Annotated in this window: 19 protein-coding genes; all 19 read right to left on the bottom strand. The window is 59.6% G+C overall.

The features are described 5' to 3' along the window. Positions 1 to 3: 3 nt before the first annotated feature. The 19 genes from gltA to ACEVJL_RS02740 all read right to left on the bottom strand — a co-directional run bounded on the left by gltA (position 4) and on the right by ACEVJL_RS02740 (position 22,377). Positions 4 to 1,389, bottom strand: a complete 1,386-nt coding sequence (gene gltA / locus ACEVJL_RS02650; protein WP_302667298.1) for an NADPH-dependent glutamate synthase — start codon at positions 1,387 to 1,389, stop codon at positions 4 to 6. After that, positions 1,382 to 2,230, bottom strand: a complete 849-nt coding sequence (locus ACEVJL_RS02655) for a sulfide/dihydroorotate dehydrogenase-like FAD/NAD-binding protein (protein ID WP_374736779.1) — start codon at positions 2,228 to 2,230, stop codon at positions 1,382 to 1,384. Before ACEVJL_RS02655 ends, gltA begins: the two co-directional genes overlap by 8 nt. Before the next feature lie 123 nt (positions 2,231 to 2,353). Further along, positions 2,354 to 4,294 (bottom strand): bifunctional metallophosphatase/5'-nucleotidase, encoded by a 1,941-nt coding sequence (locus tag ACEVJL_RS02660; protein WP_374736780.1) that lies wholly within the window; start codon positions 4,292 to 4,294, stop codon positions 2,354 to 2,356. A 142-nt stretch (positions 4,295 to 4,436) separates the two neighbouring features. Then, a complete protein-coding gene (locus ACEVJL_RS02665; protein WP_374736781.1) occupies positions 4,437 to 5,432 on the bottom strand; it encodes an asparaginase in 996 nt (331 codons plus the stop codon). Positions 5,433 to 5,438: 6 nt separating this feature from the next. Next, entirely contained in the window at positions 5,439 to 6,185 is a 747-nt protein-coding gene (locus tag ACEVJL_RS02670) for a 4Fe-4S binding protein (protein ID WP_374736782.1), read from the bottom strand. A 51-nt stretch (positions 6,186 to 6,236) separates the two neighbouring features. Continuing rightward, a complete protein-coding gene (gene rfbA, locus ACEVJL_RS02675; protein WP_008981006.1) occupies positions 6,237 to 7,094 on the bottom strand; it encodes a glucose-1-phosphate thymidylyltransferase RfbA in 858 nt (285 codons plus the stop codon). A 215-nt stretch (positions 7,095 to 7,309) separates the two neighbouring features. Next, on the bottom strand, positions 7,310 to 7,966 hold the full coding sequence (locus ACEVJL_RS02680) for a hypothetical protein (protein ID WP_110440368.1): 657 nt from the start codon (positions 7,964 to 7,966) through the stop codon (positions 7,310 to 7,312). Continuing rightward, on the bottom strand, positions 7,953 to 8,498 hold the full coding sequence (locus tag ACEVJL_RS02685; protein WP_374736876.1) for an RNA polymerase sigma factor: 546 nt from the start codon (positions 8,496 to 8,498) through the stop codon (positions 7,953 to 7,955). Before ACEVJL_RS02685 ends, ACEVJL_RS02680 begins: the two co-directional genes overlap by 14 nt. 140 nt (positions 8,499 to 8,638) lie before the next feature. Then, positions 8,639 to 10,606 (bottom strand): pyruvate carboxylase subunit B, encoded by a 1,968-nt coding sequence (locus ACEVJL_RS02690; RefSeq protein ID WP_374736783.1) that lies wholly within the window; start codon positions 10,604 to 10,606, stop codon positions 8,639 to 8,641. An 827-nt stretch (positions 10,607 to 11,433) separates the two neighbouring features. After that, entirely contained in the window at positions 11,434 to 11,955 is a 522-nt protein-coding gene (locus ACEVJL_RS02695; protein WP_008981013.1) for a hypothetical protein, read from the bottom strand. Positions 11,956 to 11,958: 3 nt separating this feature from the next. Beyond that, on the bottom strand, positions 11,959 to 12,456 hold the full coding sequence (gene coaD / locus ACEVJL_RS02700) for a pantetheine-phosphate adenylyltransferase (protein WP_008981014.1): 498 nt from the start codon (positions 12,454 to 12,456) through the stop codon (positions 11,959 to 11,961). Beyond that, complete coding sequence (gene rsmD / locus ACEVJL_RS02705) at positions 12,453 to 13,013, bottom strand: 16S rRNA (guanine(966)-N(2))-methyltransferase RsmD (RefSeq protein ID WP_374736784.1); 561 nt, start codon at positions 13,011 to 13,013, stop codon at positions 12,453 to 12,455. The genes coaD and rsmD overlap by 4 nt, the downstream gene beginning before the upstream one ends. Before the next feature lie 31 nt (positions 13,014 to 13,044). Then, a complete protein-coding gene (uvrC, locus tag ACEVJL_RS02710) occupies positions 13,045 to 14,874 on the bottom strand; it encodes an excinuclease ABC subunit UvrC (RefSeq protein ID WP_374736785.1) in 1,830 nt (609 codons plus the stop codon). 75 nt (positions 14,875 to 14,949) lie between these two features. Continuing rightward, positions 14,950 to 15,213: an HPr family phosphocarrier protein gene (locus tag ACEVJL_RS02715; protein ID WP_008981017.1), complete on the bottom strand. Its 264-nt coding sequence runs from the start codon at positions 15,211 to 15,213 to the stop codon at positions 14,950 to 14,952. 213 nt (positions 15,214 to 15,426) lie between these two features. After that, on the bottom strand, positions 15,427 to 17,796 hold the full coding sequence (locus ACEVJL_RS02720) for an endonuclease MutS2 (protein ID WP_008981018.1): 2,370 nt from the start codon (positions 17,794 to 17,796) through the stop codon (positions 15,427 to 15,429). 122 nt (positions 17,797 to 17,918) lie between these two features. Then, on the bottom strand, positions 17,919 to 19,205 hold the full coding sequence (locus ACEVJL_RS02725) for a M56 family metallopeptidase (protein ID WP_374736786.1): 1,287 nt from the start codon (positions 19,203 to 19,205) through the stop codon (positions 17,919 to 17,921). A gap of 42 nt (positions 19,206 to 19,247) precedes the next feature. Continuing rightward, positions 19,248 to 20,543, bottom strand: coding sequence for a M56 family metallopeptidase (locus tag ACEVJL_RS02730; RefSeq protein WP_374736787.1), 1,296 nt, complete (start codon positions 20,541 to 20,543; stop codon positions 19,248 to 19,250). A 4-nt stretch (positions 20,544 to 20,547) separates the two neighbouring features. Further along, the gene (locus ACEVJL_RS02735; RefSeq protein ID WP_235396783.1) at positions 20,548 to 20,901 is read right to left on the bottom strand and encodes a BlaI/MecI/CopY family transcriptional regulator; all 354 of its coding nucleotides are present in this window, start codon (positions 20,899 to 20,901) and stop codon (positions 20,548 to 20,550) included. Positions 20,902 to 21,021: 120 nt separating this feature from the next. Then, the gene (locus ACEVJL_RS02740; RefSeq protein WP_374736788.1) at positions 21,022 to 22,377 is read right to left on the bottom strand and encodes an MATE family efflux transporter; all 1,356 of its coding nucleotides are present in this window, start codon (positions 22,375 to 22,377) and stop codon (positions 21,022 to 21,024) included. Between the last annotated feature and the right edge of the window lie 57 nt (positions 22,378 to 22,434).

Here is a 22,434-nt window from a genome sequence, read left to right on the forward strand (position 1 = left end):
GGATTAACCCTTGCTCTTGATGTACTCGTCGATGGACTTGGCAGCATGCTTGCCAGCGCCCATGGCCAGGATGACGGTGGCCGCGCCGGTAGCAGCATCGCCGCCGGCATACACACCCTCCAGGCTGGTCTTGCCGCTCTCGTCGGCAGCCACACAACCCTTGCGGGTCTTCTCCAGGCCCTCGGTACCCTTGGTGCTCATGGGGTTGGGGGAAGTGCCCAGAGCCATGATGACCGCGTCGGCCTCTACCTTGAACTCGCTGCCCTCTACGGGAACGGGACGGCGGCGGCCGGAGGCGTCGGGCTCGCCCAGCTCCATGCGGATGCAGGTCAGGGACTGGACATGGCCCTTCTCATCGCCCTCGATGGACACGGGGTTGGTGAGCAGATCGAAGATGATGCCCTCCTCCTTGGCGTGATGGACCTCCTCGGCACGGGCGGGGAGCTCCGCCTCGGAACGGCGGTAGATGATGTGGACCTCGGCGCCCAGGCGCTTGGCACACCGGGCGGCGTCCATAGCCACGTTGCCGCCGCCCACCACGGCCACCTTCTGGTTATGGAGGATGGGGGTGGGGCTGCCCTCCTTGTAGGCCTTCATCAGGTTAATGCGGGTGAGGTACTCGTTGGCGGAGTACACGCCCACCAGGCCCTCGCCGGGGATCTTCATAAACATGGGCAGGCCGGCTCCGGAGGCGATGAACACCGCCTCATAGCCCCGCTCAAAGATCTCGGGGATGGTGAGGATCTTGCCGATGACCATGTTCAGCTCAATGTCCACGCCCATCTTTACCAGGTTGTCCACCTCACGGGCCACAATGGCCTTGGGCAGACGGAACTCGGGGATGCCGTAGGTCAGCACGCCGCCGGCGGTGTGGAAGGCCTCGAACACGGTGACGGAGTAACCCATACGGGCCAGCTCACCGGCACAGGTCAGACCGGCAGGGCCGGAGCCGATAACGGCCACCTTGTGACCGTTCTTGGGAGCGGTAGCCACATTGGCGATGCCCTGCTCAGCGGCCCAGTCAGCCACAAAGCGCTCCACGCGGCCGATGGCCACGGGCTCGCCCTTCACGCCGCGGACGCACTTGCCCTCGCACTGGTTCTCCTGGGGGCAGACGCGGCCGGAGATGGCGGGCAGAGCGTTGGCGTTGGAAAGGATCTCATAGGCAGCAGCGAAGTCCTCCTCCGCCACCTTAGCCAGGAAGTCAGGGATGGGGATGCCCACGGGGCAGCCGGAGACACAGGCGGGGTTCTTGCAGTGGATGCACCGCTTGGCCTCGTTGACGGCCTGCTCGGCGGTGTAGCCCTGAGCCACCTCCAGGAAGTTGTGATTACGTACCTGGGGCTCCTGCTCAGGCATGGGGGTCTTGTTCATCTGCATATTAGCCATTGAGGGCACCTCCTCCCAGACGGCAGAGGTGGGCCTCTTTCGCCTTGGACTCAAAATCACGATAGGTGGCGTTGCGGGCGATAACCTCGTCAAAGTCCACCTGATGGCCGTCGAAGTCGGGGCCGTCCACGCAGGCAAACTTCACCTCGCCGCCCACAGTCAGCCGGCAGCCGCCGCACATGCCGGTGCCGTCGATCATGATAGGGTTCATGCTGACGGTGGTGGGGATGTTGTACTTCTCGGTGAGCTTGCAGGCAAACTTCATCATCATCAGAGGACCGATGGCGAACACGTGGTCAAACTTCACGCCGCTGTTGATGAGCTCCTCCAGCTTCCCGGTAACAAAACCGTGGTAGCCGTAGGTGCCGTCGTCGGTGCAGATGTGCAGGTCGGTGCAGGCCTTGCCCATCTCCTCCTCCAGGATGACGATATCCTTGGTCTTGAAGCCGCCGATCAGGTCCACCTGATTGCCGGCCTCGTGCAGGGCCTTGGCCACCGGCAGCGCAATGGCACAGCCCAGGCCGCCGCCCAGGACCGCCACGCGGCCGTATCCTTCCACATGGGTCGGCTCACCCAGAGGGCCCACGAAGTCGTGCAGGCAATCGCCCTCATTGAGTTGATCCAGAGCCAACGTAGTGGCGCCTACCTTCTGGTAGATCACGGTGACCAGGTCATCCGCCGCGCTGGAGATGGTCAGAGGGATACGCTCCCCCTCCCCATCCACACGGAGGATGATGAACTGACCGGCCTTTGCCTTGGCAGCGATCAGCGGTGCGTAGACGGAGATCTGGCTGACCTCTGGCGTGAGCACCTTCTTTTTTGCGATCTCATACTGTTTCACTGTTTTTCCTCCTCGAACCGCACTTCGGTCCTCCGGCTTGCGTCAGAGCGCCTCCCTGCGTTTCTTATATGTATACGCGGCCCAGCCGCGCAGGGACAACAACATCAGGAAAGGGATCTTCCCTTACATGAATCGCCGGCGGCGGTAGCCTCCGCCACGTCTTCTCCGGCCCCGGCGAATGAGGGTGCGCACCAGGAAGACGACCAAAACCACCAGCAGGATAAGAATCAGCACCAGTCCTACGGAAAACAGGCTGGGGTTCTTCACCAGCTCGATGGGGTTCCAGCTGGTACTGATGGTCTTGCAGCTGCCCGCCTCATAGTGGGAGGGGACGCCGTCGGTGCCAAAGTTCTGGAGATAGGCCGCCAGGGCGTACCACTCTTTGATCTCATTGCCGTTTTTATCCCGGAGGATCCGGGTGGAGAAGTCAGTAATAGGCTGTCCGTTCTCATCCTTGGGGACGATGGACAGGATACCGAAGGATTTATCCTTCACGGTGCCCAGCATCTGGGCGGAGTACATCCCGGAGACCACTCGATAGAGCTTGTCGTTTTCCAGCTTGGACAGGCTCTGGGACCCGAAATTGGCGGCGTAAGCCGGCTCCTCCAGCTGAGCGCCGGTCACCCGGTTAAAAATCAGCCGGTGTGTATTAAAGGAATACTGAGCGCCGGACATGTAGAGCTGGGTGCCCGTCATGATGGGGGACACGGAGGCGTCCACCTCCATCACCGCTTTCAGCTCCTTACCGGTGAGGTAACAGGATACCAAGGGATAGCCGGACTTTCCGTCCTCTCCCACGCCCATGGACAGTACGTCAAAGGCCTGGGAGGTGGTGATATTCCCCTTGTAGAGAGAGGCCCGCAGCACCCCGTCGGCCACTACCGCCACCGTCTCCACATCGGGGGCGTCTTCCACCAGTGTGGTGGAGGCCCAGTGGTAGGCATCGGCCACTAGGTTTCCAAGGGCATTGTCTACCCGGTCCTTGTTCTGGGGCTTGGGCAGGTCGTAGTCGCTGGTGGTAAGCACTTGGTCGTAGCTCAGGCCATAAGAGGCAAGATAGCTGGAGCTGACCTGATTTTTCCATCCCTCCACCAGGGTGGCAATGGTCTGGTCCTCCGCTACTGTCTCATCAATGGGTGTCAAGTGATAATCCTTTAGGGTCTTCTCCCCATCCTCAGTCCACTCCAGAGTGATGGAGCCCAGATTCTCACAGTAAGGCCCGGCAGAGACGATATAGGTATCCCCTTCTACGATGGGCTCGGTGAGTGTGGTGTGGGTGTGGCCGGAGATAATGAGGTCGATGCCGTCCACCTTTTTGGCCAGCTGCTGATCCTCCGACATGCTCTCCTTGACGTTGGTACCACCGTGGGACAGACAGATAATGAACTGGGCGCCCTGCTCCTCCAGAGCCTTCACACACCGCTTGGCGGCCTCAATGGGGTCCTCCAGGGTAAAGCCGGAGGTGGGGGCGCAGTCATCGGAGTCGGTGCCCATCAGGCCGAAAATGCCGTAGGTCACCCCACCCCGCTCCAGGAGCATGTAGTCCTTCACCCCGTAGGCCGACATCGCCCGCTGGATATCCAGCTGGTCGGGGTTATCATCGGAGGGCTTGTAGTTTGCCATGAGCAAAGCAGGCACCGTATCCCCGCTGGTGCGGGCAGCGGTAAGCATCCGGGCAAAACCCAGTCCCTCGTGGTCAAACTCGTGGTTTCCGGCGGTGGTGGCGTCATAGCCCAGGGCTCCCATGGTACGCAGCTCCGGCGCTTTTGAGGTGTACAGAGTCTGGATCAGGGAACCAATGGAGAAGTCACCACCATCCAACGTCAAAGCATCGGGATGCTGGGCGCGCTCCTGCCGGAGCACGGTAGCCAGCCGGGCATAGCCCCCCGACTCTCCGCCGTCGGCAGCCGTTTGGGGCAGAAAATGGGAGTGAAGGTCGTGGGTAAAGAGCACTGTGGTCTCATGGCTCTCCCCCTCCCCCGCAGCCAGGACGGCGCAGGGCAGGGCAGCACACAAGAGCAGCAGCACCAGTATTATGGCCGCAGCAGCCCGCAATCTCTTCACAGCAGCGCCTCCTTTACACTTCCATATGAGCTTCGTCGCTCCCTATTCTGCCACAAAATCCCCAAATAAGCAAGAGCGGAATCCATTGATTCCCTCTCTGGATTCCGCTCGTTTCTGTTTATTTTTATTTTTTAAGGTAATTTCAACGGATCAGGTCAAATTGTACCGGCTGTTCAAACAATTGCCGCACCTGTCCGCTCTCCCGGGTCTGTCCCAACGCCCACATCAGTTTGGCGGTGGCTGCCTCCAGGGTCATGTTATAGGCCTCCATCAGCTGATACTTCTCTTTTACTTGATAGCCCACCTGATAGACCTCCATATCGCTGCCCTCGTAGGGCACCTGGGTCATCATGACGATGGTCTTGCCCGCCTCCAGCCAGGTCTCCATGGCCTGGGCCAGAGGACCCGACGCGCCGCCGGGCAGGCCGCCCACGCCGAAGCTCTGCAAAATCACCGCCTCATACCGGTCCCGCAGGGCCTCCAGCGCGTCAGCACCCATACCGGGGATCAGGGTCAGCAGCAGCACCCGCTCCTCCATCTTATGATAGAAGACCGGCCTGGGCCGGTACTCCAACTCCGCCAGATAGCGGATGAGCTTTCCGTCCCGGATAACAGCCAGCTCGGGATAGTCCACGCTGGAAAACGCGTTAAAACTCTTGGTGCGTTCCTTCCGGGCACGGGTGCCCAGAATTACCTTGCCGTCAAAGACCAGACTCACACCGTGGGAGCCCTCCGCCGCGGCGTAAAGAAAGCTGTTGTACAGGTTGAGCCGGGCGTCGGTGTTCTCCAGACAGATGGACTTCTGAGAACCGGTGATGACGATGGGTTTTTCGGAGTACTGGATGAGGTAGGACAGGGCGGCGGCGGTGTATGCCATGGTATCGGTACCGTGGGTGATCACAAAACCGTCGTACTGGTCATAGTGCTCCTCCACCGCCCAGGCCATCTCCTGCCAGTGGCGGGGAGTGATGTTGGTGCTGTCCAAGTTCATCAGCTGGATGGCCTCCACCTGGCACAGCTGGCCAATGGCGGGCACATAGTTCAAAATTTCCTGGGAAGTAATGGCGGGGGTCAGTCCCTGCCCGCTGTCCTTGGAGGCGATGGTGCCTCCGGTGGCCAGCATAAGGATCTTCTTCATGAACAGTTAACCCTCCAGGAAGGTCTCCACCTCCCGGCGGGCAAAGAAATTAGCGGTGAGCTTCTGGGCCAGAAGAGAGCTGTTAAAGCCCAACGCTCCGGTGGGGCAGGCGGAGACACAGGACATGCAGCTGATGCACTTATCGTCCGCCCACATGAGGGTCTTGAGGTCCATGGCCTCGGTGGGGCAGGCCTTGGCGCAGATGGCGCAGCCCAGGCAGGTGTCCCAGTCCCGGTCCTTCTTTACCGGCACAGCGGGCTTGGGGGGCGGATTGGGGTTGCCGGGCACGGCGGCTTCCGTCCAGTTCTCTCCCGCCAGCTTTTCCTTCACACCCTGGACAAACTGCTCCAGAACCGTGGTATCCTTCTCGTCCGGGCGTCCCTCCCCCAAGGTGGGGGCAAAGATGTGGGGGGTGATGACCGCCGCGGCTCTGGCGCACCGGAAGCCCTGCTCCCCCAGGATGCGCTTGACCTGGGCCAGCGTCTCGTCATAGTGGCGGTTGCCGTAGGTGGCCAGAATGACACAGGGAGTGTTCTCCCCCTTCAGGCCGTCCAGCAGGCCGGGCACCGCGGGCATCTGTCCGGCGTACACCGGCACCGCCAGCACCAGCAGCTCGTCCTTGCTGAAGTTCCGCTGCGCCCGGGTCCGGCCTCCCAGATTCACATACTCTTTTGCATCAAACAGGCCGCCTACCAGCTCACAGGCCCGCTTCGTTCCTCCCGAAGGACTGAAATAAGCACCAATCGCGTTCATATGTTCTTCCCCTTTCGTTTAAAAAGAGGGCCGCGCGGCCCTCTTGATGGTTTATAGACACTGGAGGTATTTTCCGTACAGGGTCATGCTCAGCTCGTCGCCGATGGCGTGGACGTGATCCTGGTCGATCCACCCCTCCTGGAGTCCCAGCTCCTCCAGACAGCCCACATATCGGCCTGTCTCGTCCTGGATCTCCTTGATGGTCCGTCCGGCATCCAGCAGACTGTCCGCGGTGCCCGCGTCCAGCCAGGTAAAGTCCTTCTCCAGAGGCACTACCTGGAGCTGACCCCGGTGGAGGTATTCCAGATTCACATCGGTGATCTCCAGCTCGCCCCGAGCGGAGGGCTTCAGATTTCCGGCGATCTCCATGACCTGGTTGTCATAGAAGTACAAACCGGGAATGACATAATTGGACTTGGGATGGCGGGGCTTCTCCTCGATGGAAATGGCCTTGCCGTCTTTATCAAACTCCACTACGCCGAAGGGATGGGGATCTTCCACCCAGTAACCAAACACGGTAGCTCCCTTCTCATTGGCGGCAGCCTGCTTCAGGGTATCCCCCAGGTTGGGTGCATAGAAAATATTGTCTCCCAGCACCAGACACACCCGGTCCTCCCCCACAAATTCCCGGCCGATCAGCAGGGCGTCGGCAATGCCCCGGGCCACCGGCTGCTCGGCGTAAGTGATCTTCAGACCATACTGCTCGCCGTCTCCCAGCAGAGCCCGGAAGGTATCCGTCTCATCCGGGGGAACGATGACCATGATGTCTGAAATTCCCGCCTGCATCAAAATGGCAATGGGATAGTAGATCAGGGGCTTGTCATACACAGGCAGCAGCGGCTTGCACACCGGCTTGGTCATAGGGTAGAGTCGGGTGCCCTTTCCGGCAGCCAATACGATTCCTTTCACAGCATCCTCCTGTTAACCGTCAGACCCGAACCGGGTCCATCACTTGTTCTATTCCAAGCCAGTGTACCATGTTTCCAGGGGCTTTTCAAGTAGAGCGCTCTTAAATCTTGTTTAAAATGACGCAAGGTTCTTCTTAAGGGTCGGGATCCCTGGTCAGTTTGCCCCATAAGGCAAAAAGGGCAGCGGGAAGTTCTCCCGCCGCCCCTGACCGTGATTTATTTCTGATTTTCCTGCCACCGGGTATACCACAGCTCCCGGACCTGCTCCTGGCCCCGAGTAAACCACTCCACGTTGTTCTGCTCCCCCGGCGAAATGTCGGTACAGCTGCTCAGTATGCCGCTTCCCCCTCCGGAGCCGTCCGGGACGGTGACGCCTTCGTACCAGCCGTAGTCCTCCGGGGTCCCGCCTACGATCACGTAATAGAGGTTCCCCTCCCCGTCCCACCAGGTATCCACATAGGGAGTTTTCTCATCCACCTGATCGGTGACGTCCACCCGTTGGCCACGGGCCACCACCCACAGGCGGTTCTCTTCCAAGGAGACCACCAAAGGCTTTCCATTCTCATCATAGCCGTCTGAAGGATGGGCCTCCACATAGTGCTCTTCTCCGCTGTCGCCGATGGTGATCTGGCCGCCGCCTACCAGCTGAAAGATCCGCTCTCCGTATACCTCTGCGCAGCTCCAGCCCACCAGCCCCAGGCACACAGTCAGCGCCGCTGCTACCAACAGCACCCGCCGCTTCTGCACACGTCTCCGGCCCACCCGGGCGCGCACCAGTTCTTTGACCCGCTCCCGGTCCACAAGCCCTTCTCTGGGCTGCAATTCCTCATCCACATACCCGTTCATCAGTTCGGAAATCTTAATCTTCTTCAAAGATATATCCCTCCCGTTCCAGCTGCCGTTTCAGCTTTTCCCGGCCCCGGCGCAGCCGGGTCTTGGCGGTGGAGCGGTTCATTTCCATCTCCTCCGCCGCCTTTTCTACGGTCTGACCATAGTAGTAGTGGCGGACAAACAGCTCCCGGTCCGATGGCTCCAAAGTCTCCAAGGCTGCCCGCACCAGCTGTACCGCCTCCCGGGTCTCCAGCTCCCGCTGAGGGCTGTCCTGGGCCAATATCAGAACGTCCTCCTCCAGCGGCAGTAGTTCCCGCCGGTCCCGCAGCCGATTCAGCGCCCGGTTCCGGGCTACTGTTGCCAGCCAGCTCTTCACCTTTCCCGGCTGCAGCTTCTTTCGTTCCCGCCAGGCACACAGAAAGACGTCCGCCGTCAGTTCCTCCCACTCTTGGGGGCAGCCCGGCATCATCCGGGCGGCGATGGCGGCAACATAGGGGGTGTAGCGCTCGATCAGAGCCTCCAGTCCCGCCGGGTCGCCCCGGTGCAGCCTCTTTAATACTTCCTGTTCGTCGATGTTCTCCGCCTCCTCTCTGTTTTGACGCGTCTACCCTATAAACACAAATTCCCAACGTTTGGTTTCAAATTGGGGCAGAAAAAATCCGCCCCCTCACTTGGAGGGGGCGGAAAAGATCGTGATGTATTGCCAGACTAGGCTCAGCCCAGGGTGACCAGCAGGTCGTCAGTGTTGACAGCGGTGCCCACCACAGCGGACACGGACTTGACAGTGCCGTCCACGGGAGCGGAGACCTCGATCTCCATCTTCATGGCTTCCAGCACCACCAGCACATCGCCGGCCTTCACGGCCTGGCCGGGCTTGCACTCCACCTTAAAGATGTTGCCGGGCATGGGGCTGTTGACGGCAGTCTCACCGGCAGCCACAGCGGCGGGGGCAGCGGCAGGAGCCGCAGCGGGGGCGGGAGCAGCCGCAGGAGCAGGAGCCGCGGCGGGAGCGGGAGCAGCCACAGGGGCAGCAGGAGCAGCAGCCACAGGAGCGGCGGCAGCGGCGGGAGCGTCAGCGCGCTCCACGGAGACCTGGAAGGGCTTGCCGTCGATGGTAATGGTAAAGGTACCGGTGCAATCGCCCTGGCTGCCCATCTTCAGGTGAGGAGGCTGATAGGAAGCGGCAAAGGCAGGGATGGGACGGCTGGTGTAGCCGGGCACCGCAGGAGCGGGAACCTCAGCATAGTACACAGGACCCTGCCAGGCGGGAGTGGGTGCAGGAGCGGGGGCCGCCTTGGGGGCGGGAGCCGCCTTCTTGGGCTCCTCCTTGGCGGGGAAGCCGGCCTCGCGGTCCTTGAAGAAGGCCATGGCCACCTGGGGGAAGGCGATGTAGCTCAGCACGTCCTCGTCGCTCTTGGCGGTGGCGCCCAGTTCCTTCTTGGTCTTCTCGAACTCAGGCTCCAGGCTGTCGGCGAAGCGGCCCTTCACCAGGGGGGTGTCGCCCAGGATCTTCTTCTGGATGGCGGGATCAATGGGAGCGGGAGTACGGCCGTACTCGCCGCGGCAGTAAGCCTTGATCTCCTTGCCGACCACCTTGTAGCGCTCGCCGGCCAGCACGTTCTGCACAGCCTGAGAACCAACCATCTGGCTGGTGGGGGTGACCAGAGGAGGATAGCCCATATCCTTGCGGACCTTGGGGGTCTCTTCCAGCACCTGGTCCAGCTTGTCGATGGCGTTCATCATCTTCAGCTGGGAGATGAGGTTGGACAGCATGCCGCCGGGGATCTGGTAGTTGAGGCACTGGGTATCAGTGGACATGGAGATGGGATCCAGAGTGCCGCTCTTGAGGAAGTCGGCCCGGACGCCCTTGAAGAAGTCGGCCATCTCGGTCAGGGCCTTGTCGTTCAGGTCAACCTGATAGCCCATCTGACGGATGGAGTAGGCCACGGACTCGGTGGCGGGCTGAGAGGTGCCGCCGGAGAAGGGAGAAATGGCAGTATCCAGCACGTCGGCGCCGGCCTCCACAGCCTTGAGCTGGGTCATGTAGGCCAGACCGGTGGTGCAGTGGGTGTGAATGACCAGGGGCAGCTCAGGCACGGCGTCCTTGATGGCGGAAACCAGGTCGTAGGCCTCCTTGGGGCCCATCAGGCCGGCCATGTCCTTGATGCAGATGGACTTTACGCCCATGCTCTTCAGGTCCTTGACCATCTTCACGTAGTTCTCCAGGGTGTGCACGGGACTGGTGGTATAGGAGATGGTACCGGAAGCGTGAGCGCCCTGCTTAACGGTCTCATCAATGGCCACTTCCAGGTTGCGCACGTCGTTGAGGGCGTCGAAAATACGGATGATATCGATACCGTTCTTCACGGAGTACTCGACAAACTTACGTACCACATCATCGGGATAGTGCTTATAGCCCAGGATGTTCTGGCCGCGCAGCAGCATCTGCAGCTTGGTGTTGGGCATCTTGGCGCGGATCTTGCGCAGACGCTCCCAGGGATCTTCCCGCAGGTAACGCAGACACACGTCAAAGGTGGCGCCGCCCCAGACCTCGGCGGAGTAGAAGCCAGCCTTATCCATGGTCTCCAGGATGGGCTCAAACTTGCTGTAGGGAAGCCGGGTGGCGATCAGCGACTGATTCGCGTCACGCAGCACAGTTTCCGTAAACTGGACCTTTCTCATTCTGAATCAACCTCCATGTTGCTTGTCTCGCAATTTGCAGGTCTGCTTGCATTCAAACCTGACAAGTGACGCCGGCTAGGGCGCCGGAAGACTCACTTATTAGTATTTTAGTATATCTCGCTCCGCAACGCAACCCCCTGAGTCCAAATAATTGACAAATTCTTGGGTTTACCGTTCCCGGGCTTCCTGCATTTTGGAGCAAATAAAAAAGCCGCCGGCAGTTGGGAAGGAAAACCGCCGCGGCTTTTAAAGATCGGTATTATCCATATTGTCCATGCCTCTCACCGGTCGCTGCACGGCTGAGACATCTCCCGGCCGTTGGGAGTCTCACCGGCGAAGATCAGATCATCGATATCCCGGTCTTCCCGTACCAGGCTTCAAATGCTGTTGGAGTCCCGCTTCACCATCGTCATGCTGTTCACCTCCTTCTTTCTTCTTTTCCGGCGGCATAGCCTCCTGCAAAATGCAGGGAAAATATCCATCGCCGCCGCACCCTGCAAGTTTCCCAAACAAAGAAAACACCGCGAAAACCATCCGGCCCGGAGCGATCCAACGGCGCTCCACCGGTTATTTCCGCGGGTAAAATCTATGAAATTGGTCATTTCTCAAAGATCAATTCATCTATTTTGGGATCCTGCTCGGAAACACCCGCCAGGCGAGCCTTTTCTTTTTTCGACTAGCTGAAGTTATTTTAGAGCAGTTATGAAAAAATGTCAAGTGTTCCCGTATTAAAATGCAGTTAAGATTTTCTTTTCTTGCATTTTTATTTTCTGGCAAAAGAAAAAAGCCCGCAGGGACTATCCCCCACGGGCTTTTCATCCAAAGGCTCAATCCACGTCCGCAGCCGCGTCATACACCGGCCGGGAACTGCCAGAACTGGCGGCAGCAGCGGCTCCCGCAGCAGCACGGAAGCGGGCACGGGACTTCTTGATCTCGTCGTAGGCCTCAGCCACTGCCTCTTCCGTGCGGCGCAGAGCGTCTTCGCAGTACTCGTTGGCCGAGCGCTTCAGCTCCCGGCTGCGCTCCTCGGCCTGCTGCATCATCTCGTTGGCCCGCTGCTTGGCCTGGAGGGTGATGACATCCTCCGACACCATCTGCCGGGCCTTATCCTCGGCCGCCTTCCGGATGGCCTCCGCCTCCCGCTTGGCCGAAGAGAGCATGTCTGCCCGGGTGGCCATGACCTTCTTGGCCTCGGTCAGCTCCACAGGGAACTGCGCACGGATATCGTCAATAAGATCCAACGCACGGTCCCGCTCAATCATACATTTATCGCTGGACAGGGGCACATTTTTGGCCTCGTCCACCATGTCGAACAACATGTCCAGCAGTTCTTCCACACCGCTCGCCATCTGTCAACCCTTCCTTTCCTGCAATTCCTTCATGCGCTGATTCACATCAGCCACGATTTCCCGGGGAATGAACTCCTCCAGGTTGGCTCCATACCGGGCCATCTCCTTGACCACGGTGGAGCTTAAGTAGGTGTATTTCTCACTGGAGGCCAGGAACATGGTCTCCAGACCAGGGTTCAGCTTGCGGTTGATGACCGCCATCTGTACCTCCTGCTCAAAGTCGGACACGGCACGCAGACCCTTGACCACCACATGGGCCTTCCGCCGTTTGGCGTAGGCGGCCAGCAGGCCCTCGGCAAAGTCCACTTCCACATTGGGAAAACGGGCGGTAGAGCGCCGCAGCAGCTCCACCCGCTCCTCGGGGGTAAACATACCGTGCTTGTTGGAGTTGATCATCACGCACACGATGAGCTTGTCAAAGCACAGGGCGGCGCGCTTGATAATATTCAAATGCCCCAGCGTCACCGGGTCAAAGCTGCCGGGGTAAATTGCGATTTTCATCCGTGGAGTTCCCTCCCAGTTTTCCGGTAGATGGTCAGTTTGATCTTGCCGTACCGGTACTCCTTTCCCCTCTCATAGGGGGCATTCAGTGTGGGCAAAACCTTGTCCAGCGCACTTTCGCACACCATTATACCATGTTCCCGAAGAATGTCAAATGCAGCGATGGCCTCCACCGCCCGCTCCAGCAGGTCGGCGCGGTAGGGCGGATCCAGGAAAATCACGTCGAACTGTTCCCCGCAGGTCTGGAGAAAACCCAAGGAATCTCCCTGCACCACCCAGCCTTTTCCGGCCAAATCCGTCACTTTTAAGTTGTTTTTGATGAGAGTCACCGCATCGCTGCGCTGATCCACAAAGGTGCAGTGCTCCGCACCCCGGGACAGGGCCTCGATCCCCAGCTGGCCGGTGCCTCCAAACAGATCCAGGATTTTCCTTCCCGGCACTTCAAACTGTACGATGTTGAACAAGGCTTCTTTTACCCGGTCAGTGGTAGGACGGGTCTCCATTCCCTCCAGCTCTCCCAGCCGACGTCCCCGGGCGGTTCCTGAAATCACGCGCATATCGGTCACCTCACATCCAAAGTATTCATTCTTAATCCTTCGTCTCTTCCCTGCGGAAGAACTGATATACCGCCTGTGCCGTGTTTTTCGGCACCACCTTTTCCAACTCCTCCAAAGGAGCCTGGCGGATGGCTTTGACGCTCTTGAATGCTTTCAGCAGCTGGGCGCGCCGCTTCTCCCCCACTCCGGGGATCTTATCCAGCGCCGAGCCCTGGACTCGGCCTTTCCGCTGTTGGCGGTTAAACTCAATGGCAAAACGGTGGGTCTCCTCCTGGATCTGACCGATGAGGGCAAACACCGCCGGGATGGCCTGGATGCCGATCTCCCGTCCATCCGGAGCCACCAGAGCCCGGGTACGGTGGCGGTCGTCCTTCACCATACCAAAAGCGGGAATGTCCAAGCCAAAGTCGTCCAGCACCCGCCGGGCAATTTTTACATGGTTCTCGCCGCCGTCAATGAGCATCAGGTCAGGGAGGTTCCCAAACTTTTCGTCCCCGTCCAGATAGCGCTGAAAGCGCCGGGTGAGCACCTGCTCCATGGAGGCATAGTCGTCGGGCCCGGTCAGGTCCTTGATTTTAAAACGGCGGTAGTCCCGTTTCAGGGGCCGCCCGTTCTCAAAGACCACCATGGAGGCCACCATGTCGTCGGCACCGGTGTTGGAGATGTCGTAAGACTCAGTGCGCCGGGGCGCCTGCTCCAGGCCCAGCATCTTCCCCAAGGCCTCCAGCAGTTTATTTTGCCGCTCCTCCCGGGTGGTGGCCCGGGTGACCTCCTCCACCGCGTTCTGGTTGGCCAGCTTGATGAGGTCCATTTTGGCTCCCCGCTGGGGGGTGATGAGCTCCACCCGCCGCCCGGCCTGCTCGCTGAGCATCCGGGTGAGAGGCACCTGATCATCCAGTTCGCAGGGAAGCAAAATCTGCCGGGGCAGGCGGCTGCGCCCGGCGTAATACTGGCGCAGCAGGGCGGAGAGAATCTCCCCCGTCTCCTCCTCCATGGGCCGCTCCATCAGGTCCATGTCCTTGGCGGCCAGCTCCCCGTCCAGGTAGTGGAGCACCACAAAGCAGCTTTTGGCCTCGCCCCGGAAAAATCCGGTCACGTCGGTGTCGGCCAGGGAACCCGCCACTACCTTCTGCCGCTCTCCCAGCAGCTGGATGGCCTTGATGCGATCCCGAATCTGAGCGGCCTTTTCAAAGCGCAGCTCCTCGGCGGCCTGCTCCATCTGGGCAGTGAGGTCTGCCTTGACCTCCTTAAATTTCCCCTCCAGCAGGGACACTGCCTGGGCGATGGCCTGGTCGTAGCGCTCTTTTGTCATCTCAGGGCGGCAGTAGCCGTCGCACTTGCCCATATGGAAATTGAGGCAGGGCCGCTCCTTGCCGATGTCCCGAGGGAACTGCCTGCGGCAGGTGGGCAGACGCAGAGCAGTGCGCATAGCATCCACGATCTGCTGGGTGCTGTGGCGGCTGGCGTAAGGACCGAAGTACCGCGCCCCGTCCTCCGCCACCCGGTTGGCCAGAGAAAAGCGGGGGTACTCCTCTTTTGACAGACGAATATAAGGATACCCCTTGTCGTCCTTCAAAAGAATGTTGTACCGGGGCTGGTGGCGCTTGATGAGGGAGTTTTCCAGCACCAGGGCTTCAAACTCACTGTCGGCGATGATCACGTCGAAGTGGTCGATCTGAGAGACCATAGCCCGGGTCTTTTCCGTGTGGGAGGCGGAGTCCTGGAAATACTGGCTGACCCGGTTTTTCAGGGCCTTGGCCTTGCCCACATAGATAACGGTACTGTGTACATCCTGCATGATGTACACGCCGGGTTTCAGCGGCAAAGCATGGGCTTTTTCTTTTAACTCGTCAAAGGTCAATATCCAGCTCCTCCTCTCTGCCTGAGAAGAAAAAAGGCACCGCCGCAGCGGTGCCTTTTCCGTTGAAATACTTGATTACTCGGAGAAATCAGAGGAAATCATCTTAAACAGGGCCTCTACCGCTTCCTTCTCGTCGGGGCCATCCGCGATCAGCTTGATCGGAGTGCCCTTCACGATACCAAGGGACAGAACGCCCAGCAGGCTCTTGGCATTCACCTTCCGCTCGTCCTTCTCAACCCAAATGGCGCTCTTGAACTCGTTAGCCTTCTGGATGAAGAAAGTAGCAGGTCTGGCGTGCAGGCCAACCTGGTTGTTTACGACCGCTTCCTGACTATACATACAACCGTACCTCCGCACTCGTCATATTGTGTCCTTAGCATAGCAGATTTATGCCGTTCCCGTCAATGACATTTTTCACAAATCTACGCAAAACTGTCCCAAAAAATTCACGGCGCACATTTCTTTCGTCTCAATGACGATTTTTTATTTTTCTTTAAAAAATTTTTTGTATATTTTGACCACAAGTCGAAATCTAGTATTTTAACTTACCATTTATTTCAGCGTCACCACAGTCACGCCATCCTCACCCTCGCCGTAACGGCCGGGGCGGAAGGCTTTCACATAGCGGCTGCGCTTGAGGTAGCTGCGCACGGCATTGCGCACCGCACCGGTTCCCTTGCCGTGAATGATGGTCACCGTCTCCAGCTTGCCCATCATGGCGGTGTCCAGGAACCGCTCCACCGCCATCACCGCCTCGTCGGTCATCATACCCCGCAGGTCGATCTCACTGGGCACCGCGGCGGTGCGGATGGTCCGCTCCGCTCTGGCAATGATCTTCCGGGTGGCCTTCTGGGTCTCGGTCTCCCCTTCCACGACCCGCACTTCGCTCTGCTTAGCAGAGATCTTCAAAATGCCCGCCTGGAGCTGGAGGGTACCGTCCTTGTTCACCGAGAGTACCGTAGCCTTGGTGCCCATTTTCAGCAGCTCCACTGTGTCGCCCACAGCCGCATCTCGGGTGGGCGGGGGTGCTTCCGGCTCTTGGGCAGGACCGCCGATGTTCCGCTCCGCTTCGTTCAGGAGGCGGCGGGCCTCGGCCCGGCTGTCGTTCACCTGCTGCCAGTCCAGCTTATCCTGGCGTTTTTTGATCTCTTTCAGCTCAGCCAGAGCCAGGTCGCTGGCCGCCCGAGCCTCCTCGATGATGGCACGAGCCTCGGCCTGGGCCTTCTCCACCACCTTGGCGCGCTCAGCCTCCAGCTTCTCCCGGTACTCCCGGGCCTTGCTGGCCGATTGCTCCATCTCCAGCTTCAGGCGTTTGGCCTCGGCCCGTTCGGCCTCCATCTCCTGGCGCTGCTGATCCAGCCGGGTGAGCACGTCCTCAAAGCGGACGTTCTCCGCATCCAGCCGGGCAGCGGCCTTTTCGATGATATACTCCGGCAATCCCAGCCGCCGGGAAATAGCAAAGGCGTTGGACTTGCCTGGAATGCCAAGAATCAGCCGGTAGGTGGGCGCCAGCGTCTCCACGTTGAATTCGCAGGAGGCGTTCTCCACCCCAGGGGTGGTCATGGCGTACACCTTCAGCTCGGCGTAGTGGGTAGTGGCGGCCACGGCGGCCCCCATGCCCCGGGCGCTTTCGATGATGGCGGCAGCCAGAGCCGCGCCCTCCACCGGGTCGGTGCCTGCGCCCAGCTCGTCCAGCAGAATGAGGGTGCGGTCATCCGCCTCCTCCAGAATGCCCACAATGTTGGTCATGTGGGAGGAGAAGGTGGAGAGGGACTGGGCAATGGACTGCTCGTCACCGATGTCGGAGAGTACCCGGTCAAAGATCCGCACCGTGGAGTCGGCCCCGGCGGGGATGTGCAGGCCGCACTGGGCCATGAGAGTAATGAGGCCGATGGTTTTCAGGGTGACCGTCTTACCGCCGGTGTTGGGACCGGTGATCATCAGAGTATCGAAGGTGTCACCCAGCTCCAGGTCGTTGGGCACTGCTTTTTTCTTATCCAGCAGCGGGTGCCTGGCCTTGCGCAAGCGTAAATACTTGTCAGACAGTTTGGGCTGGGAGCCCTCCATTTTCAAAGACAGCTGGCCCCGGGCAAAGATACCGTCCAGCCACACCAGCAGCTGGTAGTCCTCCAGAATATCCTCTTTGTGGGCAGCACACTGGGCGGATAGTTCGGCCAGGATACGCTCAATCTCCTTTTTCTCCTTGGCCAGCAGTTCCCGCAGTTCGTTGTTGGCCTTTACCACGCCCATGGGCTCAATAAAGAAAGTGGAGCCGGAGGCCGACACATCGTGGACCAGGCCGGGAATGGCGTTTTTGTGCTCCGACTTCACCGGCACCACATACCGGTCGGAGCGGATGGTGATGATGGACTCCTGCAAATACTTGGACTGGTTGGAAGAGATCAGCTTTTGCAGGATATCCCGCACCTTGGCCTCAGTGGCACGCATGTGGCGGCGGATCGAGGCCAGCTCGCTGCTGGCCGAGTCGGCCAATTCGTCCTCTCCCACGATGGAGTTGGTGATGGTGTCCTCCAAAAAGCGGTTGGGGGTGAGGGCGTGGAAGAGGTGGGAGATGGGGGTCTTCTCCTCGCTGTCTCCGTACTCTTTGGCAGTACGGGCGCAGCGGAGCACCGCTGCCACCTCCAGCAGCTCCCGGGTGTTGAGGCTGCCCCCCATGTCCGCCCGGTGGAGGATGGCTCCCACCGGTTTAACTCCGGACAGGCCCGGACTGCCCCGGAGCACCAGCATCTTTACCGCCGCCGAGGTCTCCTCCTGGGCACGCTGCACATCGTCCAGGTCGGTCATGGGCCGCAGTTGGAGGGCCTTCTCCTTGCCCTCCTGGGTGGCAGCACAGGCAGAGAGCTGCTCCAGCACCCGGGGCAGCTCCAGTGTGATCATGGATTTTTCAAACAGGTCGGTCATGGTTTCCTCCCGTTTCACATTCAAAGGATGCTTTATTTTCTCACATTTCATGCCATTTGACAAGTGGACGCAAAAAAGCCCGGGATACCAGCGTTCCCGGGCCTATTTGCGTTAAAATCGTCTCACCACAGTCCCTCCTGGGCCCCGGTCAGATCCGGAGTGCCCAACATGGTCTCCCAGTCACTCATGCGCAAAAAAGTTCCGTCCCATGCACTGCACCAATAGCTCATTTTGTGCCACTTCCCTGTGGTATCCTTGGCCAGCAGGGCCATATCTCCGTCCTGTTCCACCCGCATCCAGCGCTCTACCGGCGTCCAGTCTCCCGAAAGCTCCACCTCCACTGCCGCCTGCTGCCAGTTTTGGACCACTTCCACAGGCAGGAAGGGAATGTCTCTGGGCCCGCCCAAAAAGAACAGGAACACCAGCGCAAAGACACACCGCCTGCCCAGCGCGATCCACCACGTTGGCCTGTGCCAAGCCAACGCCGCCTTCACCCGTGCCACCGCACCGCACTCCCCAAAGGCCAGAGGCTCGCCCCACAGCATCTTTCCCGAGGCCAGCTCTACCAGGGTCTGAGCATACTGTTTCCGCTTCTCTCCCATCTCCAGATCCTGCAGGGTCCTCTCGTCGCAGGCAAGCTCCATATCCCGACAGAAGTAGTAGTAAGCCACCCACAAAATGGGGTTCCACCACCAAGATACCAGAACAATATTGGCCCAGGACTTCATCCAGCTGTGGCGCATCCGCAGGTGGTTCCACTCATGGCGCAGCACTAGCTCCCGCCGCTGGGGCGGCAGCTCCGCCTGGAGGTAAATCATGTCGTACCGTTTCCCATCGATTTTTTCTCCGCCCTGGTACACAAAGCTGGTGGGCAGCCCCCGGCACAGCCGTACCGCTGTGTCCCGGTCCTCCTGGAGCCATTTCAGGCCGGAGTCTTTGGGGTCCAGTAGTTCCCCCTGCCGTCCCAAGGCTTTCAGCCGCCGGCTTCTGCGCCACATCCAAATACTCAGAGCCGCGATGCCCGCCAGCCACACCACAACTGCAGCCAGTAGCATCCCTTCGGTGAGTTCCACCCACACTGCCTTGCCTCCTGGCAGAGCAACCGCGTACTCCCCCGTGCCCCGGTAGGCGAACGGGAGATACGCAGGCCACTGGTATACGGTTCTGCTGGTGGTACGTGGGGTGATAAGATCCCGGAAGGTGACCGGCAGGATATGGACCCATGCCAGCAAACCGAAGATGTTGAGCATCCCCGTACCATACCATCCCAGCATCCCCAGCCACGTCCGCTGCCGGGCGGTCAGAAGCCGGAGTAGCACCGGGCGCAGCACCAGCATCCCGCCCAGCATCAGCCCGGCAACGATCCCCATGTTCCAAAGCATTAAAATACCGCTCATCCAACCGTTCATACTCTTACACCTCCTGGGTGCTCCCATGGAGTTTCCTCCCAGTTACCACAGCCCCTGCTGAAAGCCGGTGAGGTCGGGGGCCTCGTCCAGGGTCATCCATCGGTCGCTGGCCTTAAAATCTTTGTCCTGTTCGTCCCAAAGATAGCTGCTTTTATGCCAGGTCCCCTGAATGTCCTTGGCCAGCAGAATCACCAAACCGCGTCCATCCGCCCGCAACCAGCGCTCCTCAGGCGCCCAGCCGCTTGGCACCGTAACCTCAACAGCCTCCTGCTGCCAGTACCGGACCAGCTCCTGGGACAGATAGGGGATGTCCCGGGGGCCTCCCACAAAGAACAGGAATACCAGCACACAGGCGCACCACTTACCCGCCTTTTCCCACCCGGTGGGCTTATGCCAGGCCACCGCCGCCTTCACCCGGGGCACCGCGTCACACTCCCCAAAAGCCAGGGGAACATCCCACAGCATCTTTCCAGCTGCCAGCTCCACCAGGGTTTGGGCGTACTGTTTCCGCTCCTCCGGCCCCGCCAGATCACAAAGGGTCCTCTCGTCGCAGGCCAGCTCCAGATCCCGGCAGAAGTAGTAGTAAGCCACCCACAAGATGGGGTTCCACCAGTATAAAATCAGCGCTATATTGGCCCACCCCTTCATCCAGCCGTGATACAGGCGGATGTGGTTCCACTCGTGGCGCAGCACCAGCTCCCGCCGCTGGGGCGGCAGCTCCTCCTGGAGGTAGATCATATTGTGCTTTTTCCCGTCGATTCGTTCTCCGTTCTGGTACACAAAGCTGGTGGGCAGGCCCCGGCACAGCCGTACTCCCACCGGCTCGTCATCCGGCTGCCGGGACAGGCTGCGCAGCAGCAGGGGGTCATCGTCTGCCAACAGCTGTCCCTGCCGCCCCAAGGTTTTCAGTCTCCGGGTCCTCCGCCACAGCACAAATCCCAGTGCGGCGGCTCCGGCCAGCCAGACCAATACCAGCGCCAGCATCCTCTCGTCCGTCAGCTCCACCCAAAAGGCCTTACCTCCCGGCAGGGTCAGGGCGTACTCCCCTGCTCCATCATAGCTCACCGGCAGATAGGCCGGGGTACTGCTGCCCATCTCTGTCCGAGGCGTGATCAGGTCCTGGAATGTGACAGGCAAAACATGCAGCCAGTTCATCAGAGAATACAGAAACCCCAGTGAGGCTCCATACCACCCCATCACGCCAAACCAAGCCCGCTGCTGGGCCGTCAGAACCTTTACCAATACAGGCCTCAGCACCAGCATACAGCCCAGAATCAATCCTGCCGCCAGCCCCATGTTCCACACATTCAAAGCCACATTGATAAAAAACCATTCCATGGTCTCACTCCTCCCAGGTGTGCCGGTCGATGAGTTCCTTCAGTTCCTCCGCCTCCTTGGGGGTGAGCCGCCGCCCGCTGAAAAAGGCGTTGAAGAGGCTGAGCATTCCTCCCGCCTGGCTAAGCAGCTCGCTGCCCTGGTCCTGGAGCACCTCCTCCCGGGTGTACTGGGGGGTCACGGTGGCCTCGTGGTTCTCCGCCGCCCCCTTGTGCACCAGGCGGCGCAGGACGGTGTAGGTGGTACTCTTGCTCCAGCTCAGCCGCTCTTTGCAGGCAGCCACCAGCTGGGTGGAGTTGATGGGGGCCAGATCCCACAGCACTTCCATCAGCCGCAGCTCGCCATCGGTCAATCTTTCCATAATGTCACCTCCTTACAGATTATGGGTTTATCTAGATAAACCTCTTTCCCATTTGAAGTTTATCATGGTAAACCTTCGAAGTCAAGAAAAAGCGCGCTGCAAACTTGCAGCGCGCTTGCTTCAGACGGTGCGGGCGGCCTCGGTGCCCAATTTCCGGTAGACGATAAAGTACATGGTGAGGATACAGGCCATACCTCCCAGCAGCTGGGATACCGCCTCGGCGGTGAATACGCCGGTGGTCCCCATCCAGATAGGCAGAATGACCGTGAGCGGCGCGTTGATAATGGCCTTGCGCAGCAGGGAGAAAAATACTGCCTGCTTGGAGCGGCCCAGGCTGACGAACACACCCTGGCCTGCCATCTGCAAAGACATGGGAATAAACAAGCAGAAGTAGATACGCAGGGCCGGGATGCCGTGCTGAATCACATCGGGTTCGTTGTTGAAAATCCGGATCAAAAATCCAGGGAACAGCATGGCAATGGCCCAGAAGGCGGCGGCATACAGCACGGTACCTGTCACGCTGAACCGGATGGACTGACGTACCCGCTCATATTTCTTCGCCCCGTAGTTGAAGCCGGTCACCGGCTGTGCTCCGTTGGACAGGCCCTGTACCGGCATGGTGCACACCTCCCGCAGGGAGTTGATGATGGTCATGATACCCACGTACAGGTCGCCGCCGTAGGCCTGGAGGGTGGCGTTGCACACCACCTGCACCAGACTGTTGGTGAGATTCATGAAGAAACCAGACAGACCCAGGGTAATAATCCGCTTCACCCGGCTGGCCTTCAGTTTCATGCACCCCAGACGAAGTTTTAAAATGGCCTTTGGGCCGGTGAGAAAACGCAGCACCCATACCGCCGAGCACCCCTGGGCAATGACAGTTGCCAAGGCAGCTCCCTTTACACCCAGATTCAACCCAAAGATAAAGATCGGGTCCAGTACGATGTTGACTACTGCTCCCAGACCTACCGTCATCATCCCTACCCGGCCAAAGCCCTGGGAGTTGATAAAGGGATTCATCCCCAGACCAATCATGACAAAGAGAGTACCCAGCAGATAGATGGTCATGTAAGCGCTGGCGTAGGGGTAGGTGGCGTCACTGGCGCCGAAGAGGTAAAGAACAGGGCGGCGCAGAGCCAGGAAAAACACCGTCACCGCCGTACCGAAGATCAAAAGCAGTGTAAAGGCACTTCCCATCACACACTCCGCCTCTTCATTGTCACCCCTGCCCCGGTGGATGGAGCACAAAGGCGCGCCGCCGGTCCCACAGAGATTGGCAAATCCCATGATAATGGAGATAATCGGTATCGTCAGACCCAGTCCTGTGAGGGCCAGATGGCCGGGCAGCCGCCCCAGATACATCCGGTCCACCACGCTGTACAGCACATTGATGAGCTGTGCGGCCGTCATGGGCAGCGCCAGCGACATAATGTTTTTTGAAATCTTGCCTTGGGAAAAGTCGTGGGTCTGCGCCATCCTCCCGGGCCTCCTTCCAGTTATCCCTTTTTTAACACGATTTTAACATTTTACACC

The sequence above is a fragment of the Flintibacter porci genome, assembly GCF_041925195.1.
Lineage (GTDB): Bacteria > Bacillota > Clostridia > Oscillospirales > Oscillospiraceae > Lawsonibacter > Lawsonibacter porci.

What these genes read in the sequence shown, in the direction of transcription:
- ACEVJL_RS02735 (WP_235396783.1), bottom strand. Translation starts at nt 20,901, where the DNA reads ATGGAAAGATTGACCGATGGCGAGCTGCGGCTGATGGAAGTGCTGTGG.
- gltA (WP_302667298.1), bottom strand. Translation starts at nt 1,389, where the DNA reads ATGGCTAATATGCAGATGAACAAGACCCCCATGCCTGAGCAGGAGCCC.
- rsmD (WP_374736784.1), bottom strand. Translation starts at nt 13,013, where the DNA reads ATGCGCGTGATTTCAGGAACCGCCCGGGGACGTCGGCTGGGAGAGCTG.
- ACEVJL_RS02730 (WP_374736787.1), bottom strand. Translation starts at nt 20,543, where the DNA reads ATGGAATGGTTTTTTATCAATGTGGCTTTGAATGTGTGGAACATGGGG.
- coaD (WP_008981014.1), bottom strand. Translation starts at nt 12,456, where the DNA reads ATGAAAATCGCAATTTACCCCGGCAGCTTTGACCCGGTGACGCTGGGG.
- ACEVJL_RS02665 (WP_374736781.1), bottom strand. Translation starts at nt 5,432, where the DNA reads ATGAAGAAGATCCTTATGCTGGCCACCGGAGGCACCATCGCCTCCAAG.
- ACEVJL_RS02715 (WP_008981017.1), bottom strand. Translation starts at nt 15,213, where the DNA reads ATGTATAGTCAGGAAGCGGTCGTAAACAACCAGGTTGGCCTGCACGCC.
- ACEVJL_RS02725 (WP_374736786.1), bottom strand. Translation starts at nt 19,205, where the DNA reads ATGAACGGTTGGATGAGCGGTATTTTAATGCTTTGGAACATGGGGATC.
- ACEVJL_RS02670 (WP_374736782.1), bottom strand. Translation starts at nt 6,185, where the DNA reads ATGAACGCGATTGGTGCTTATTTCAGTCCTTCGGGAGGAACGAAGCGG.
- ACEVJL_RS02695 (WP_008981013.1), bottom strand. Translation starts at nt 11,955, where the DNA reads ATGGCGAGCGGTGTGGAAGAACTGCTGGACATGTTGTTCGACATGGTG.
- ACEVJL_RS02720 (WP_008981018.1), bottom strand. Translation starts at nt 17,796, where the DNA reads ATGACCGACCTGTTTGAAAAATCCATGATCACACTGGAGCTGCCCCGG.
- ACEVJL_RS02740 (WP_374736788.1), bottom strand. Translation starts at nt 22,377, where the DNA reads ATGGCGCAGACCCACGACTTTTCCCAAGGCAAGATTTCAAAAAACATT.
- ACEVJL_RS02690 (WP_374736783.1), bottom strand. Translation starts at nt 10,606, where the DNA reads ATGAGAAAGGTCCAGTTTACGGAAACTGTGCTGCGTGACGCGAATCAG.